Below are 15479 nucleotides of genomic sequence, written 5' to 3'. Positions count from 1 at the left end.
CGATTGCTCGACGCGGGTAACTCCCGTCGCATCGCGTGCGCGAAATGAACGAGGCATCGTGTGCTCTTGACAGCGATGCGCAAACGCGAGCGCGCAGATTCGCTGCTGTTTCCGGTGAGACAAAATTATCACCGCGTAAAATTACGGAACGCCACGTCGGAGTACGGAGCGTGTCAGGCCGGGACGACAGCGCAAGTGTTCCATTGCGCGCGAAGATCGCAACGATGTCGCGATGTCGCCAGCAAATAGAAGTTTTGATCACGGCAGCGAAGCGCAAGTGTGACGCGCCAACGTGACGACGCCACACAAGGAGACGCCACAGAAAGAGATGACGGCGGAAAAGAAAAGCCCGGCGCGAGCCGGGCTGTTTGCATCTTGATAGTTCGTCGGTCGATCGATCGCGTCACTTCGCGGCGAGCTTGGCGATCTGATGGACGAGGCGCGAGACTTTGCGGCTCGCGTTGTTCTTGTGAATGATGTTGCGCTGCGCGGCGCGCATCAGCTGCGGCTCGGCGTTGGCCATCGCCTTCAGCGCGGCCTCGCGGTCGCCCTTCTTGATCGCGTCCTCGACGGAGCGGACGGCACCGCGCATCTGGGTGCGGCGCGACTTGTTGATGATGGTGCGGCGGGCAATCTTGCGCGTCGCCTTTTTCGCGGAGGTCGTGTTGGCCATGCTCTCAAATATCCTTCGACGGCGAGCAGTCGCCGCAATCTGCGGGTACGCGCGCGGCCCGCTTGACGCGGCCCCATCGACGCGGTGGGTTGTTCGGACGCCTCTCTGAGAATGCCATGACCGGAGCGGGTGGGCTCGGCGGATCGGCGCTGCTCAAAGAACAGCGGCGGCGGGATCGCGCCCACCGCCTTCGGCGACCTTATAGGGGCAGGGGCCGCGAGCGTCAACGGTCTCGGAAGCTGCTGACGACCTGGAAGCCGGCCAGGGCCGGTTCTAAGCCCCTGACGAGGTTGAATTTCCAAGGAGCCCCCGCTATGGGCTTGCTGCCCGTCCGGGCAAGCGAAAGAGGGCAGGTGAGGCATGATCCGCGGTTTTTTCCGCCTGGTGGGACTGTTGCTGCTGGCCGGAAGCTTCATCTTCCTGGTGTATGACGGGGCGCGCTGGGTGGCCGACCAGACCCTGCAGTTCACCCGGTTCGGCCAGCTCTGGAACGACGTCCACCAATCCAGCCAGGCCGCTTTCAAGGCCTGGGTCGAGGCCAAGGCGCCGTTCCTGTGGGACTGGATCGCCCGGGCGTTCCTGGATCAGCCGGTTTTCGCCGTGCTGGGCGTGATCGGGATCCTGCTGATGCTGCTGTTCCGCCCGCGGCGGCCGCTGATCGGCTATGGTCGCGACTGACGTCCCAACCGCGCGACGTAACATCGCTGCGGTGGCGGGCGTAGAGACCTATATAATCCCACAGTGAAGGCCCTCGCGCCGCCGGACTGTTCCGGCGGGCGATGCCATGCCCGGAGACAGCCCATGTTCTTCATGCGCAAGCCCGCTGCCTTGCCGAGCGCCGCCGAGGCGCTGCCCGGCCGTGCCCAGCCGATCCCGACCGCCACCAAGCATTTCGTCAACGGCCGCGCTTTGCTGCCGCCCTATCCCGCCGGCCTCGAGCAGGCGGTGTTCGGGCTCGGCTGCTTCTGGGGCGCGGAGCGCAAGTTCTGGCAGCTTGGCAACGGCATTCACGTCACGGCGGTCGGTTACGCTGGCGGCCATACGCCGAACCCGACCTATGAGGAGGTGTGCTCGGGCCTGACCGCGCATACCGAGGTCGTCCTCGTCGTGTTCGATCCCAAGATCATTTCCTATGAGCGGCTCCTGAAGACGTTCTGGGAGAGCCACGACCCGACCCAAGGCATGCGCCAGGGCAACGACGTCGGCACGCAGTATCGCTCGGCGGTCTATACCTTCAGCGAGGCTCAGCGCGAGACGGCCGAGGCCTCCAAGCAGGCCTATGAAAAGGCGCTGCGTGCCAAGGGTCTCGGCGCGATCACCACGGAGATCGCGCCCGCCGGGCCGTTCTACTTCGCCGAGGACTATCACCAGCAGTATCTGGCCAAGAATCCGGCCGGCTATTGCGGTCTCGGCGGCACCGGCGTCGCCTGCCCGATCGGCGTCGGCGTGAGCGCGTAGTTCCGCCGCATCAGAGGGATCGGCTTGAACATCCGAACCCTCTCCCACGTTTGTGGGAGAGGGTTTTTCTTCGGCAGGCACGCAAGCGTCCGTGCTTGCGCGCGGTCCCGACTACACGCGCCAACGGTTTGTTAACCTTAACCGCGCATGACTAGGGGACATCCTCACTCAGGGATTGTTCGAGTGCGCGCGTATTTCGTTCCGGTCATTGCCATCCTCTTCACGGTCCTGCTGTCGGGCTGCGTCACGACGTCCCCCGTCGCCGTTGGCCAGCCGCAGAGCGACCTCGATGCCATGGCCTACGGGACTCCTTCGACCGCCCCGGTTGCCGCCACCGGGCAGGGCGGAGCGATTCCCGCACTGCGCAACTCGTTCGCCGCCGCCCCGCGTGGTGCCGCGGGCATGCCCGTCGGCTATGCGCCTGCGCGCTCCGAGCAGGCGTACCATCTCGATGCCGGCGACAAGCTTCGCGTCGTCGTCTACGGCCAGGAGGGCCTGACCAACACCTATGCGATCGATGCGTCCGGCTCGATCACCATGCCGCTGATCGGCAGCGTTCCGGCACGAGGCCGCACCACCGCGGGTCTCGCCGCAGAGATCATGGCGAAGCTGCGCAACGGCTACATCCGCGAGCCTTCGGTCGCGGTCGAGATCGAGGCCTATCGCCCGTTCTTCATTCTCGGCGAGGTGCAGGCGCCCGGCCAATATCCCTACGTGCCCAACATGACCGTCGAGAGCGCCATCGCCATCGCCGGCGGCTTCTCGCCGCGGGCGCGGCGCGACATCGTCACGTTGACGCATACCGATGCCGGCGGCGCAGCGCGCTACGAGGTTCCGCTCGGCACGTCGCTGAGGCCCGGCGATACGATCCAGGTCGGCGAGCGCTGGTTCTGATTTCGCAGACGTCGTTGACGCCCGACACTGTTGCAGATCTTAGAGAGTCGCGGCGCTCCACCGTCATTGCGAGCGAGCCGAAGCAATCCAGGGTCGCGCGTGACGCCCTGGATCGCTTCGTCGCTGCGCTCCTCGCAATGACGAAGGAGAATGATCAGCGCAGATGCTGCGCGAAGAACGCCAGGCTGCGCGTCCAGGCCAGATCCGAGCTCGGCTTGTCGTAGCTCGCGCGCTCGTCGCAGCCGAAGCCGTGCTGGGCGCCGGGATAGACGAAGATCTCGACGTCGGGGCGCTTGGCCTTGATGGTCTCGACATCGGTCAGCGGAATGCCGGCGTCCTTCTCGCCGAAATGCAGCTGCGTCGGGACGGCTGGCTTGTCATCCGCGAAGCGCACGACGGCGCCGCCATAATAGCCGACGGCCGCCTTCAATCCGGTGAGCTTGGTCGCGGCCGCATAGGCGATGCTGCCGCCGAGGCAGAAGCCGATGATTCCCACGGGGCCTGCATCCTTCACCGCAGCGATCGCGGCCTGGGTGTCGCGCAGGAACGCCTGCCAGTCCGGGTTGGCGACGAATTTCCGCGCCACGGCGATTTCATCCGGCGAATAGCCCGAGGTGAAGTTGGGCTCGACGCGATCGAAGATCGCGGGCGCGATCGCGACGTATCCTTCGGCCGCGAGGCGGTCGCAGACGTTGCGGATATGATGGTTGACGCCGAAAATCTCCTGGATCACGACCAGCGCGCCCTTGGAGGCCGAGGACGGGTCGGCGCGATAGGCGCCGAGCTGAAAGCCGTCCGATGCGGTGAGCTTGATATCCTGTCCCACGTTGACTCCTTTTAAGACGTCGCGATGGCGCGTTTCAGCGCCACATCCAATTGGTGCCGTAGTCCTCTTTCCAGCCGGTCAGCCGACCCCCACGGAACTTGAGGAACAGGCGGTGATGATGCGGGACCAGTCCGCTGCCGCCGAGATTGCGCAAGGCGAGAAAGGTCTCGTTGCCGGGCGTGCCGTTCAGGTAGATCAGCGGCTGCGCCAGCACGCGCGATGTCTCCCCGACATCCATGCCGAAGGCAAGTGGCGACAGGTTGGATAACGTCGCTGTGAAAGGGGCGCGCGCCGCGACGAGCGGCGCAGCCTCGCGCGCTCCGACGTCGCCTGCAATCAGCGGGCCAGGGAGCAGCATGGACGCAATCGCCGCGGCGAGAGCCCTTCGATATGCTGGTATCCTCATCAGCTGATGTCTCCCTGGCCGCGCCGTCGATGCTTGTCTTTCTTTTACCTCGTGAGGACCTGCCATCCCAGAAATTCTGCGTCGCACAACGCAAAATGCCGATTCATTTCGCAAGTGGGTGTTCCAAATTTCGTTGCGTCACGGCGCCAACGCGATCATTCTTTCGCGCAGGCTGGCATCGAACCGGTGGGTGCCGGCGTCCTCACAAACCGAACTTCGCCGTAAGCGAAGTCGTATGCCGGGCGGGGAAGAAACCACATGCCTAATCTCACCATCAATGGGCGGACCATGTCCGTCGATGCGGCGAACGACACGCCGCTGCTATGGGTCATCCGCGAGCAGTTGCAGATGACCGGCACCAAGTTCGGCTGCGGCGCGGGGCTGTGCGGCGCCTGCACCGTGCACGTCAACGGCGAGGCGGTGCGCTCGTGCCAGACCATGGTCGGCGACGTCAAGGACAAGAAGATCACCACCATCGAGGGCCTGTCGCAGAAGGGCGACCATCCCTTGCAGAAGGCGTGGATCGCCGAGCAGGTGCCGCAATGCGGCTACTGCCAGTCGGGGCAGATCATGCAGGCGGCCTCGCTGCTCGCCAAGACCACGAGCCCGACCAAGGAGGAGATCACAGCGCATATGGACGGCAATCTCTGCCGCTGCATGACCTATTCGCGGATCCAGAAGGCGATCCAGCGCGCCGCATCCGAGATGCGCACCGCGTCGAACACCAGCGACCGGAGGGCGACATGAACCAGCACGTGAAAGCAGCGCCCACCATGGCCACAGATCTCAGCCGCCGCTCCTTCCTGGTCGGCACCGCCGCCACCGGCCTCGTGCTCGGCTATGCCGGCCTCGCCGATTCCGCGCTCGCCGCGACCACGCCCTCGGCCTTCGAGCCGACCGTGTGGTACTCGATCGCACCCGATGGTCTGGTCACCGTGACCTGCGGCAAGGCCGACATGGGCCAGCACATTGCCTCCACCATGGCGCAGATCATCTGCGAGGAGCTCGGGGCGGCCTGGAAGGACATGCGCGTCCAGCTCGCCTCCAACGATCCGAAGTTCAACGATCCCGTGCTCGGCGCCCAGATCACCGGCGGCAGCTGGAGCACGATGATGAACTTCGACGCCATGAGCCGCGCCGGCGCTGCCGGACGCATCGCGCTCACCGAAGCCGCTGCGACCGCGATGGGCGTGCCGGCCAAGGAGCTCGTGGTGCGCGACGGCGTCGTGATGCATCCGAAGACCAAGAAGCAGATGAGCTATGCCGAGATCGTCAAGAGCGGCAAGATCACCAAGAGCTTCACGCCCGACGAGCTCAAGGCGATCACGCTGAAGACGCCCGATCAATACACCATGATCGGCGTCTCGGTGCCGCAGCTCGACATCCCGTCGAAGACCAACGGCACCGCGAAGTACGGCATCGATACGATGCTGCCGGGCATGGTCTACGGCAAGGTGGTCACGCCACCGGTCCGTTTCGGCGCGACAGTGAAGTCGGTGGATGACTCGGAGGCCAAGAAGGTCCCGGGCTTCATCAAGGCGGTCACGCTCGATGACAAGACCGGCTCCACGTCAGGGTGGGTGGTCGCAGTTGCCAACACCTATGCCAATGCCAGGAAGGCGGCGGATGCGCTGAAGATCACCTACGACAACGGCCCGTACGCCAATGTCAGCACCGCGAGCATCCTCGCCGAGGCCAAGAAGCTGCAGGCCCAGGATGACTCCGGACAGTTCTTCGTCAAGGACGGCGATGCCACGGCCGCGCTGTCCGGTGCGGCCAAGGTGCTGGAGGCGGAGTACACCACCAGCATCAACATCCACGCGCCGCTGGAGCCGATGAACGCGACCGCCGAGTTCAAGGGCGACATCCTGCACATCTACTCCGGCAACCAGTTCGCGACCCGCTCCGGTGCAATCGCGGCCGGAGCGGCCGGGATCGATCCGAAATATGTCGTGATGCACCAAGCCTGGCTCGGCGGCGGCTTCGGCCGCAGGCTCGATGCCGACATGATGGTGCCGGCGGTGCAGGCGGCCAAGGCCGTCGGCAAGCCGGTCAAGGTGATCTACTCCCGCGAGAACGATATGACGATGGACTACTCGCGGCCGCTCACCTACCAGAAGGTCAAGGCGGGGCTCGACAGCGACGGCAAGCTGATCGCGCTCAGCCACGACGTCGTCTCGGCCTGGCCGACGGCGCGCTGGGGCATCCCGGACTTCCTGACGCCCTCGGTCGACAAGAAGGGCCCGCTCGACTCGTTCACGGTCAACGGCGCCGACTTCTTCTACACCGTGCCCAACCATCATGTGCGCGCGATCAAGAACGAGCTCGCGCATAATGCGACGCCGTCGGGGCAGCTCCGCTCGGTAGCGCCGGGTTGGACGTTCTGGGCGGTCGAGAGCATGATCGACGAGATCGCGGCCGCGTCGGGTCAGGACCCGGCCCAGTTCCGCATCGCGCTGCTCGACGGCAAGGGCAAGAACGATGGCGGCGCGCAGCGGCTGCGCAACACGCTGCTCGCGGCGATGGGCCTGTCAGGCTATGGCGCCAAGAAGCTGCCGAAGGGCGAGGGCATGGGCGTCGCCTGCGTGTCGTCGCAGGAGCGCGCGACCGCGAGCTGGACGGCGTGCGTCGCCCATGTCGCGGTCGCCGACAACGGCGCGGTCACGGTGAAGAAGCTCACCGTGGCGACCGATGTCGGCACGCAGGTGCATCCCGACAACATCCGCGCCCAGGTCGAGGGTGCGGCGCTGTGGGGCCTGTCGCTGGCGATGTACGAGAAGGCGACGTTGAAGGACGGCGGCATCGAGCAGACCAACTTCGACAGCTACACGCCGCTGCGCATGAGCCAGGTGCCGGAGGTCGCGATCGCCGTGATCGCCAATGGCGAGAAGGCGACCGGCGTCGGCGAGCCCGCGGTGACCGTGGTCGCGCCTGCGCTCGGCAACGCCATCTACAACGCCTGCGGCGCCCGGCTGCGGTCGCTGCCGATCACCGCGGAAGCGGTGAAGGCGGCGATGAAGGCCTGACGCCACACGCCAGCAACAACAACCTCGGAACCGCCGGAGATGCCCTCTCCGGCGGTTTTCGTTTGGTCAGGGCACACCGCCGGCGGCGCGCAATTCGAGCGATCCTCTTAACTCTTCGCTCACCCAAACGCAGACAGCTTGAACGATCGGATTAAGCCGCGTCGAACCCGTATCCAAGTAGCTTGCAAAGGCAGCAAACCGAGAGGGGCGAGCACGTATGAGCGCGACAGCCAAGCAGACCGTGACCCAGACCGCGACCAGGCGTCATCTCCTGCTCGCGTCCGATCGCGGCGACCAGAGCAGCGAGCTGGCGCGCATCCTGCGCTCCGTCGGCGACGTCGACCTGATGCCGACCACCGACATTCCTGAAAATCCCGGCAACCGCTTCTCCGGCGTCATCGTCGACATCAACCTGCGCTCGCCCGAGAGCGTGCAGCGGGTGCGCAAGAAGCTGTCCTCGCGCGCCTATAGCGACGTGCCGCGCCTGTTCGTTCTGGCCGAGGCGCTGCATCATGCCACGATGCAGGCCTGGGCGCTGGGCGCGACCGACACCATCGCGCGTCCGTTCAGCGCCGCCGACGTACTGCAGCGGGTCCGCTCGGCGCTGCCGGCCGATGACGGCTATGACGAGAGCGATCGCGGCAAGCTGCTCAACCGCGGGATCGAGGCCGCTCAGGCCGTGATGGCCAAGATCTTCGAGAAGCTGCCGGAGGGGATCCCGCTGACGATGGAGGACATCGTCGCGGCCGAGAACAAGATCCTCAAGGCGATCAAGCATTCGTCCTTGCGCGAGTGGATGACCGTGGTCGGCTGCCACCACAACGACACCTATCGGCACTGCCTGTTCGTGACCGGGCTTGCGGTCGGCTTCTCGATCCATCTCGGCATGCGTGAGGACGATCAGCGCCGGCTGGTCCGCGCGGCGCTGTTGCACGACGTCGGCAAGGCCTTCATCCCCGTCGCGATCCTCGACAAGCAGGGCAAGCTGACCGCCGAGGAGATCGCGCTGCTGCGCCAGCATCCGCGCCGCGGCTACGAGGCGCTGTCCCGGCAGGGCGGCTTCCCGCCGGAAATGCTCGACGTGATCCTGCATCACCACGAATTCCTCGACGGCTCCGGCTATCCGGACGCGCTGCACAGTGAGCAGATCAGCGATATCGTGCGCCTGACCACGATCGTCGACATCTACGCCGCGCTGATCGAGCACCGCGCCTACCGTCCGGCGTTCACCCATGCGCGCGCCTTCCAGATCATGGAGAACATGGGCCCGAAGCTCGACCAGCAGCTGCTGCAGGCGTTCCGCCCGGTCGCGATGGGCGCGCATTGAGACTCTCGGGCTGAGACGGCGGCTAGCTGCTGGACGCAAGTGCCCGGGTGCAGCTGCGCACTATCCTACCTGCCGTCGAGGAAGCAAGCGGGGCGATCGGCATGAGCGCGGCATTGGCTGACGAGGTCATTCCGGCCGACATCGCGGTCACCCTGGTCGATCCCGCGTGCTACGCCGACCACCGCATCCATGACGCCTATCGCTGGCTGCGCGCCAACAATCCGCTCGGCCGCGCCGAGCTCGAGACGTTCGACCCGTTCTGGGTGGTGACGCGGCACGCCGACATTCTCGCCATCAGCCGGCAGAACGAGCTGTTCCACAACGCCGATCGCGCCACGACCTTGACCAACAAGGCGGTGCTGGAGCGCGTCCACAAGATCACCGGCCAGCCCAATCTCGTGCGCTCGCTGGTGCAGATGGACGCGCCGGACCATCCCAAATATCGCGCGCTGACGCAGGGCTGGTTCATGCCGGCCAACATCGCCAAGTTCGAGCCGCGCATCCGCGAGATCGCGCGCGCGACCGTCGATCGCATGGCCGCGAAGGCGGCGGCCCATGGCGGCGCCTGCGATTTCGTCGCCGACGTCGCGCTCGGCTATCCCCTGCATGTGATCATGGAGATCCTCGGCGTGCCCGAGGAGGACGAGCCGCGCATGCTCAAGCTGACGCAGGAGCTGTTCGGCCCGCAGGATCCGGACACGGCGCGGGTGCGCGAGGGGCTGTCGGCCGAGGTCTTCGCGGCGATGCTGCAGGCCGTGGTCGCCGACTTCGCCGCCTATTTCGAGCGCATCACCGCGGACCGCAGAGCCCGTCCGCGTGACGACCTCGCCACCGTCATCGCCAATGCCCGGATCAATGGCGAGGAGATGCCGCTACACGATCGCACCAGCTACTACATGATCGTCGCCACCGCCGGCCACGACACGACGTCGTCATCGACGGCCGGGCGCGATCTGGGCGCTGGCGCAGGATCCCGCGCAGTTCGCGCGCGTGAAGGCAGATGCCGAACTGATTCCGGGACTGGTCGACGAGGCGATCCGCTGGATGACGCCGGTCAAGCATTTCATGCGCAGCGCGACCGCCGACACCGAGCTCGGCGGCCGGCGGATCGCGAAGGGCGACTGGCTGATGCTGTGCTACGCCTCGGGAAATCGCGACGAGGCGGTGTTTGAGGATCCCGACGCGTTCCGCAGCGACCGCAAGCCGAACCGTCACGTCGCGTTCGGCTACGGCGCGCATCTGTGCCTCGGTCAGCATCTCGCAAAGCTGGAGATGCGCATCCTGTTCGAGGAGCTGCTGCCGCGCCTGACCTCGCTGTCGCTCGACGGCCGGTCAAGATGACGCAGGCCACCTTCGTGAACGGACCGAAGACGCTGCCGGTCCGCGTGACGATGCAGTGAGCCGCGCGATCGTCAGTCGAGCAGCTTGCGCAATTCGGCCTTGGCGACCTTCTCGAGCGTCGAGCGCGGCATCACGTCGACCAGCCTCACCTCGCGCGGCACCTTGAAGTCGGCGAGACCGTCGCGGCAGGCGGCCAGCACTTTCTCCGCCAGCTCCTCGCGCGCGACGCCGGCCTGCGGGATCACGAACGCCACCGGCACCTCGTCGAGCATCGGGTGCTTCTTGGCGACGACCGCGGTCTCGCGCACACCGGGCACGGTGATGATCACCTGCTCGATCTCGGACGCTGCGACGTTCTCGCCGCCGACCTTCAGCATGTCCTTGGTGCGATCGCCGAACTTGATGAAGCCGTTGTCAAGCCGCGTGACACGGTCGCCGGTGAGGAAGAAGCCGTCGGCATCGAAGCTCGTCCGGGTCGCTTCCTCGTTGTAGAGATACTCTGAAAACAGCGACAGGCCGGGCACGCCCTTGATGGCGAGATTGCCGGTGTCGCCGACCGCCGTCGGCCGTCCGTCATCATCGGTGATGCGGATGGTGTATTCCGGCGCGGCGCGGCCGATCGACATCGGCGTGTTCGGCTGGTCGACCTCGCCGACGATGCCGTGGGTGATGGTCTCGGTCATGCCCCACCAGCCGATGATCTTGATGCCGAACTTCGCGAACGCCGTCGGCTCCGACACCGCTGTGCCCCACAGCCGGAATCTGTGGTCCTTCGGCACCTCCTGGTCGAGCAGTGCCTTCATGCAGAACGGGATCGTCGACGTCCAGGTGCAGCCATGCTCCACCGCGACGCTCCAGAACCGGCTCGCCGAGAAGCGTGGCTGGATCACGCAGCTGGCGCCGACCCAGAGGGTCGCCAGCATCGAATAGGCCAGCGCATTGGTGTGGAACAGCGGCAGATAGGTCTGGTGCACGTCGCCCTGGTGCAGGTCCTCGTGCACGGCGTTGACCTTGGCGCCCCACAGCGCATTGGCGTGCGTCCACAGCACAGCCTTCGGCCGCGACGTCGTCCCCGACGTGTACTGCACGCTGCACGGCGCCAGCGGATCGGTGGCCCGCCGCGGCCGGTCGGCGCTGTCGGCAAACAGCGTCTCGAACCGGTCGCCCACGCCGACCGCCGTTGCGTCCGGCTGCCCCGGATCATGCGAGATCACGGCAAGCCAGCGGAGGCCGCGGCAATGCGCCGAGATCATCTCGGCATAGGCCGGCTGGGTGATCGCGGCGACCGCGCGGCAGTGATCGGCGAAGTAGCTCATCTCGGCGGCAGCCGAGCGGGTGTTGGTGGTGACCGCGAGTGCGCCGAGCTCGACGCAGGCGAACCACGCCAGCATCGCCTCGATGCAATTGTCGAGATGGATCAGCACCGCGTCGCCCGGCTTGATGCCGCGCTTGACGAGGCCCGCGGCCAGCGCGCCGACGCGGTCGTGAAACTCGCCATAGCTCCATCGCCGCGCCGGCGCGTCGAACGGCGCCCAGATCAGGAACGGATGGTCACGCCTGACCTCGCTGCGCAGCTTCAGCAGCCACGGCACGTCCATGCCGTCGAACGGCGTCACCGTACCGGGCGCGATCGTCAGTCCGTTCATGTTCGCTCCCATTGTTCTTGTCCGCAGCCCGTCCCGGCCGCTTCGTTTGTCGTTCATCCACCTTTTGCCACTCACCGTCGCCGCGAGCAAATCGGATTGAACCGGTTGCCGATTGGCGGCGACGAATGGCGCGGCAAGACACGCCCGGAGGTTCGCATGCAGGCCCTGGCCCGACCATGGCGGCTGCCCGATGCCCGCTATTTCCAGATCGCGGCATTGGCCACGCTGCTGGCGATCAATTTCGCCATGATCGATTTTGGCGCACGCCCGGCAGCGAGCGTGATCGCCGTCACGACGGCCCTGGTTACGCAGGTGATCGGCTGCCGTCTCAGCGGAACGCCGCTCGATCTCAGGTCGCCGCTCATCACCGGCCTGTCGCTCAGCCTGCTGCTGCGGGCGGACGCGCTCTGGCTGCATGCGGCGGCCGCCGCCATCGCGATCGCCTCGAAATTCGTGCTGCGCATCGACGGCAAGCACCTCTTCAATCCCGCCGGCTTTGCGATCGTGGTGCTGCTGTTCACATCGCATGGCGTATGGATCTCGCCCGGTCAATGGGGCACGGAGGTCTGGTTCGCGAGCCTGGCTGGCTTCTTCGCGATCCTGGTGCTGAGCGCATCGCGCCGGGTGGATATCGCGATCTATTTTTTCGCCAGCCATGCCGCGCTCTTGCTGTTGCGCGCGCTGTGGCTCGGCGATCCCCTGGCGATTCCGCTGCACCAATTGCAGAGCGGTTCGCTGCTGATCTTCACCTTCTTCATGATCTCCGATCCGCGCACCACGCCGGACTCGCACGCCGGCCGGTTGCTGTTCGCGATGACCATCGCGGTGACCGCGCACTATTTGACGTTCGTCATGCAGATGCGTCCGGCGCTCTACGTCGCGCTGATCGCGCTGTCGCCACTGACCCTGGTGCTCGACCGGCTGATCCCGGCCGCCCGCTTTTCCTGGCGTTCGCCCGTTTCCGAAGGAGTATCGCGATGACCCCACGCTTCAGCACGATGGCCCGCACCGGCGTTGCCGCCGCAGCGATCCTGTCCCAGGCGGCGATCGTGCCGGCCCAGGCGTTCTGCGGCTTCTATGTCGCACAGGCCGATTCCAAGCTGTTCAACCAGTCATCCAAGGTCGTGCTGTCGCGCGATGGCCAGCAGACCTCGATCACGATGGCCAGCGACTTCGAGGGCGACGTGAAGGAATTCGCTGTGGTCGTTCCCGTGCCGACCTTCATCGAGCGCAAGCAGATCGGCGTCGTCGAGCCGAAGACGATCGAGCATCTCGACAAATACACTGCGCCGCGGCTGGTCGAATACCACGACGACGATCCCTGCGCGCCGGTTATCGTTGCAGCGCGGGCAATGCCGGCGGCGCCGATGATGGCGGGGGCTCCGCGCCTGGGATTCAAGTCGGATTATGGCGTCACCATCGAGGCAAGCTACGATGTCGCCGAATACGACGTGTTGATCCTGTCGGCGCAGGAAAGCGACGGCCTGACGCGCTGGCTGACCGACAACAACTACCGTATTCCCGAGGGGGCCGAGGCCGTGCTCGGCAGCTACATCAAGCAGGGCATGCGGTTCTTCGTGGCCAAGGTCAATGTCGAGCGGATGAAGGGGCTCGACACCGGCCAGCTCCGGCCGCTGCAGGTCCGCTACCAGAGCGCCAAGTTCATGGTCCCGTTGCGGCTCGGCACCGTCAATGCCAGGGGTCCGCAGGATCTCATCATCTACGCGCTGACGCGGAGCGGCCGCATCGAGGCAGCCAACTATCGGACGGTGAAGATCCCGTCGAATATCGATGTGCCGCTGTACGTCAAGAACGAGTTCGGCCCGTTCTACAAGGCGCTGTTCGAACGCGCCGTCGCGCGCGAGAACATGCAGGCGGTGTTCGTCGAATATGCCTGGGACATGGCGTGGTGCGACCCCTGCGCCGCCGATCCGATGAGCAACAAGGAGCTGGTCGAGCTCGGCGCGCGCTGGATCGGCAGCGACGAGGCCACGGCCTTCAGCGCCGGCCGTCGCGCCGGCGGCGGCTCCGAGGCCTATGTGACCCGGCTGCACGTCCGCTACGATGCGAAATCGTTTCCCGAGGACATCGCCTTCACCGAGACCAAGGACCGCGGCAATTTCCAGGGCCGCTACGTGCAGCGCCATCCCTGGCGCGGCGAGGCGAAATGCGACGCGGCGAAGTCCTACCAGGAGAACCTGTCCGCACGCTTCGCCAAGGAGGCGACCGATCTGGCTGCCTTGACCGGCTGGTCGCGCAGCGAGATCGTCGCCCGGATGGAGCAAAGCGGCGAAGCCGTCACGAAGTAGCGCACAGCCCGCGCTCACTCCCGGTAGGACGAGATCTCGATCAGGCTGCCGTCGGGATCGCGGCAATACACCGAGCGCAGGGTGCCGCGGGCGCCCTGCTTGTCGACCGGGCCTTCCTCGATGGCGATGCCGAGCGCTTGCAGGTGGGCCACCACTTCATCCGGAGTGCTGCTGGTCAGGAAGCACAGATCGTCGCTGCCCGCGCCGACATGGTCCGCGGTGAACCAGTCGACCTTGTCCGCGTCCTTCGGTCGCACGTTGATCTTCTGGGTCCCGAACAAGAGCGACGTGCGCCTGGCGCGTCCTGGCCCGAGGTCGGTGACCTGCAAATCCATGCCCAAAACCTTCTGGTACCAGGCTGTCGTTCGGTCGACGTCGGCGACGTTGATGACCAGGTGATCGAGTGCATGGACCTTCACCGGCATGAGCTTCTCCTCCTGATCAAGACATCGACCTCGCGACGATCGCGCGGTTGGGCTACAATCGACACCAGCGCTTCGTTCACGGGCGCTCAACGATACATAACCGAGGAAACGCATGATTTCACGCCGTGCCGCGCTTGGCTTGATCGCCACCGCCGTTCCGTCCGTCGCCGCCCTTCGCAGGGCCTCCGCCGCCGACTATCCGAGCCGCCCGGTCCGCTTTGTCGTCGGCTATCCGCCGGGCGGCGCGACCGACATCCTGGCACGGCTGATCGGACAGCGGCTTTCGGAGACGTTCGGCCAGCAGTTCGTGGTCGAGAACAAGCCCGGCGCCGGCAATAATATCGGCACCGAGACGGTCGTGAACGCCCAGCCCGACGGCTACACGGTGTTGCTGGTCAATCCCGCCAACTACATCAACACGAGCCTCTACACGAACCTGAAGTTCAATTTCGTTCGCGACGTCGCGCCGGTGGCCTCGTTCAATCGCGTGCCCAACGTGATGACGGTCAACAGCGATATCAAGGCGAAGACCGTCGCCGAGTTCATCGCCTACCTCAAGGAGAATCCCGGCAAGGTCAACATGGCGTCGTCCGGCAATGGCACCTCAGTGCATCTCTCGGGTGAGATGTTCATGGCGATGACCGGCACCAAGATGCAGCATGTGCCGTATCGCGGCGCTGCGCCCGCGATCACCGACATGCTCGGCGGCCAGGTCCAGGTGATCTTCGACAACATGCCGTCGATCATTCAGCACATTCGCTCCGGCTCCCTGCGCGCCCTTGGCGTCACGACCCAGGAACGTTCCGCGCAATTGCCGGATGTCCAGGCGATCGCCGAGACCGTGCCCGGCTACGAGGCGAGCGCCTTGTTCGGCATGGGAGCGCCCAAGAACACGCCAAAGGAGATCGTCGAGAAACTCAACAAACAGGTCAACGCTGTTCTGGCCGAGCCCGAGATCACGAAGCGGCTGATCGATCTCGGCGGAGAGCCGTTGATCCAGTCGCCGGAGCAGTTCGGCGCGCAAATCGCGGCCGAGACGGACAAGTGGAAGAAGGTCGTCGAGTTCGCCGGCCTGAAGCTGGATTGAGGCGCAGCACCCGCACGTCCCCACCGCGATGACTTGCCGCATCCGCGACACCTCATCGCCT

14 protein-coding genes and 1 pseudogene are annotated in these 15479 nt (G+C 65.7%); 10 read left to right on the top strand and 5 right to left on the bottom strand.

Annotation, left to right across the window (positions count from 1 at the left end):
- Positions 1–403: 403 nt before the first annotated feature.
- Entirely contained in the window at positions 404–673 is a 270-nt protein-coding gene (rpsT, locus tag BRADO_RS33150) for a 30S ribosomal protein S20 (protein ID WP_009031705.1), read from the bottom strand.
- Between the two features lie 360 nt (positions 674–1033).
- Here rpsT and BRADO_RS33145 point away from each other — a divergent pair, with 360 nt between their 5' ends.
- The 3 genes from BRADO_RS33145 to BRADO_RS33135 all read left to right on the top strand — a co-directional run bounded on the left by BRADO_RS33145 (position 1034) and on the right by BRADO_RS33135 (position 3025).
- Positions 1034–1351 carry a hypothetical protein gene (locus BRADO_RS33145; RefSeq protein ID WP_012030583.1) on the top strand — a complete coding sequence of 106 codons (318 nt, stop codon included), beginning with the start codon at positions 1034–1036 and terminating at the stop codon, positions 1349–1351.
- Positions 1352–1474: 123 nt separating this feature from the next.
- A complete protein-coding gene (gene msrA, locus BRADO_RS33140; RefSeq protein WP_012030582.1) occupies positions 1475–2131 on the top strand; it encodes a peptide-methionine (S)-S-oxide reductase MsrA in 657 nt (218 codons plus the stop codon).
- Between the two features lie 183 nt (positions 2132–2314).
- Positions 2315–3025 (top strand): polysaccharide biosynthesis/export family protein, encoded by a 711-nt coding sequence (locus BRADO_RS33135; RefSeq protein ID WP_012030581.1) that lies wholly within the window; start codon positions 2315–2317, stop codon positions 3023–3025.
- Positions 3026–3179: 154 nt separating this feature from the next.
- Here the strand turns inward: BRADO_RS33135 and BRADO_RS33130 are convergent, their stop codons facing one another.
- Positions 3180–3851 carry a dienelactone hydrolase family protein gene (locus tag BRADO_RS33130; protein WP_012030580.1) on the bottom strand — a complete coding sequence of 224 codons (672 nt, stop codon included), beginning with the start codon at positions 3849–3851 and terminating at the stop codon, positions 3180–3182.
- Positions 3852–3885: 34 nt separating this feature from the next.
- Complete coding sequence (locus tag BRADO_RS33125; protein WP_012030579.1) at positions 3886–4209, bottom strand: hypothetical protein; 324 nt, start codon at positions 4207–4209, stop codon at positions 3886–3888.
- Between the two features lie 306 nt (positions 4210–4515).
- On the opposite strand from BRADO_RS33125, the gene BRADO_RS33120 reads away from it, so the two are divergent.
- From BRADO_RS33120 to BRADO_RS33105, 4 genes and pseudogenes are all read left to right on the top strand, one after another.
- On the top strand, positions 4516–5004 hold the full coding sequence (locus BRADO_RS33120; protein WP_006610320.1) for a (2Fe-2S)-binding protein: 489 nt from the start codon (positions 4516–4518) through the stop codon (positions 5002–5004).
- A complete protein-coding gene (locus BRADO_RS33115) occupies positions 5001–7283 on the top strand; it encodes a molybdopterin cofactor-binding domain-containing protein (protein WP_012030578.1) in 2283 nt (760 codons plus the stop codon). The genes BRADO_RS33120 and BRADO_RS33115 overlap by 4 nt, the downstream gene beginning before the upstream one ends.
- Before the next feature lie 217 nt (positions 7284–7500).
- Positions 7501–8610, top strand: coding sequence for an HD-GYP domain-containing protein (locus tag BRADO_RS33110; protein WP_012030577.1), 1110 nt, complete (start codon positions 7501–7503; stop codon positions 8608–8610).
- A 101-nt stretch (positions 8611–8711) separates the two neighbouring features.
- Positions 8712–10010 (top strand): annotated as a pseudogene (locus tag BRADO_RS33105) (cytochrome P450).
- Positions 10011–10022: 12 nt separating this feature from the next.
- On the opposite strand, the gene BRADO_RS33100 reads toward BRADO_RS33105, so the two are convergent.
- Complete coding sequence (locus BRADO_RS33100; protein ID WP_012030574.1) at positions 10023–11597, bottom strand: AMP-binding protein; 1575 nt, start codon at positions 11595–11597, stop codon at positions 10023–10025.
- A gap of 156 nt (positions 11598–11753) precedes the next feature.
- On the opposite strand from BRADO_RS33100, the gene BRADO_RS33095 reads away from it, so the two are divergent.
- Together BRADO_RS33095 and BRADO_RS33090 are read left to right on the top strand one after the other, a co-directional pair.
- Positions 11754–12578, top strand: coding sequence for an RnfABCDGE type electron transport complex subunit D (locus tag BRADO_RS33095; protein WP_012030573.1), 825 nt, complete (start codon positions 11754–11756; stop codon positions 12576–12578).
- Positions 12575–13906, top strand: a complete 1332-nt coding sequence (locus tag BRADO_RS33090) for a DUF2330 domain-containing protein (protein ID WP_012030572.1) — start codon at positions 12575–12577, stop codon at positions 13904–13906. The genes BRADO_RS33095 and BRADO_RS33090 overlap by 4 nt, the downstream gene beginning before the upstream one ends.
- Before the next feature lie 14 nt (positions 13907–13920).
- On the opposite strand, the gene BRADO_RS33085 is transcribed toward BRADO_RS33090, so the two are convergent.
- On the bottom strand, positions 13921–14331 hold the full coding sequence (locus BRADO_RS33085; RefSeq protein ID WP_012030571.1) for a VOC family protein: 411 nt from the start codon (positions 14329–14331) through the stop codon (positions 13921–13923).
- A 112-nt stretch (positions 14332–14443) separates the two neighbouring features.
- Between BRADO_RS33085 and BRADO_RS33080 the strand changes: the two genes are divergently transcribed.
- A complete protein-coding gene (locus tag BRADO_RS33080; RefSeq protein ID WP_012030570.1) occupies positions 14444–15418 on the top strand; it encodes a tripartite tricarboxylate transporter substrate binding protein in 975 nt (324 codons plus the stop codon).
- Positions 15419–15479 lie beyond the last annotated feature (61 nt).

The organism is Bradyrhizobium sp. ORS 278, assembly GCF_000026145.1.
Classification (GTDB): domain Bacteria; phylum Pseudomonadota; class Alphaproteobacteria; order Rhizobiales; family Xanthobacteraceae; genus Bradyrhizobium.
The sequence above is the reverse complement of the archived record's forward strand: the minus strand, read 5'-3'. Positions and strand labels throughout refer to the sequence as shown.